At 43.2% G+C, this 1,553-nt stretch carries 1 protein-coding gene; it reads right to left on the reverse strand.

Annotation, left to right across the window (positions count from 1 at the left end; translation table 11 throughout):
* Positions 1–308: 308 nt before the first annotated feature.
* Positions 309–1,553, reverse strand: a 1,245-nt coding sequence (locus tag M2134_RS15735) for a hypothetical protein (RefSeq protein ID WP_280758220.1), incomplete at its 5' end; no start/stop codon positions are given.

Genomic DNA, 1,553 nt, shown 5'->3' on the forward strand with positions numbered 1-1,553 from the left:
AAGACCGGTTCTTCCTCTTTCGGATCTGTCGCGTCCGTACAGCCGATAAGAAGAAAAAAAGACAAGAAAAAGATGACAATCGAAGAAATCCGACTTCGAGTTGAGGGTTGTGATCCTAATAATTTCATAAAATTTATATTTATAGTATAAAGTCGTAAACAATTAAGAATTGCTTTTGTTCGAAAAAAAGTTCGATATGTAACAAAAATTTATAATACGTTAATAAAATCCTTTTTGGAGGGAGAAATTTACTGTTGACAGCTACCAACAGTACTGCCGACAATTGTCAACAGTCAAATTCCGGCAAGTTATTCATACATTGATTTCGCAGAATGTGAAGGGAAAATAGCCTGGTTCTTGTCCAACGTCCAATAGGCCGCATCTAAGAAGCCGGTAAAGGTGTCCGCCTTTTTCAGCTCCTCTGCTGTATATCCACCATCTCCATCATTCTCATTCGCCAAATAATAGACCTTGCAATGATTTTTGGAGTAAACCGGATCGGCCGCCCCAAGAGTGGTTCCATATTTCGGATTCTCCCATAAAGCGTAATTGACAGTGCTTTTGATACTGATTTTGTCGCCCATATACCCTACGATACCTCCTTTGCGGTGGTTGTCATCCGTGAATAATTCGCCTATATTATAGCTATTACTGATTTCAGACTTGTCGTTGAAACGGCCAACCAGGCCTCCCGCATAAACATCTTTGTTTGTTATTTCCATATGCCCCTGGTTGAAACACTGTTCGATGACAGAGACATTCTCTTCGAAATCGCGCGCGCTCTGAACCAGAGAGGTGGTACCGCCTCCTATTGCAGCCGCCATAGAAACGACCGTGCAGGGAAATGATACTCCACCTGTTATGACCGTTAAGGCAACGCTCATGGCAATGCCTACCGCCGCCAATACTCCTTTGACAACCGTATAGATTATCTTGTCTGTTTTTTCGCTCTTAAGATCTTTCAACCGTTTTTCTTCTTTGAAATCATGCAGTTGCTCGTTTACCTGCATGAAGTATTCATTGTCCGCGCTTAAGCGTGAACAGAACTGCAGATTATTCGCTCCCACGGTTTCGTTTAATTGCGCGTACGCGCTGTTTTGTATGTTGTAGGTTTGTATGGCTTGCCGAAAAACCTCCGCCTGCTGTAGTTGGAATACATTGATTCTTTCCTGATACTCATCGCCCAATTTCTCCGGATCCATAGATTCATGTGTCTCCTGAGGAAGGAAAAAATGAGCTATGTCATGCGCGTCAAGTGCATATCCAATGCCTTGGGTTACCCAATCAGCGCTGACAAACAAAGCACTTATAATCTTCTCTGCTTTGCCAGCTTCGTCGCCAACAAACGACATATAATAATCAATCGTTCCATTAAACGGCGCAAGAACCATACTGACAGAAGAGAGCACCATACCGGTTATTTCTACCGCATCAAATTCTTTATCATCGCCTAATCTACCGACAAGACCGCCTGCAGAACCTTTTGATCCCGTGTGTCTCACGATCCCGAAGTTCCCACTGTAATGGATGGAACTGTTAGTACCCGCGTTTCC

This window comes from Parabacteroides sp. PM6-13, assembly GCF_029892605.1.
In the GTDB taxonomy this organism is placed as follows: Bacteria; Bacteroidota; Bacteroidia; order Bacteroidales; family Tannerellaceae; genus QVMG01.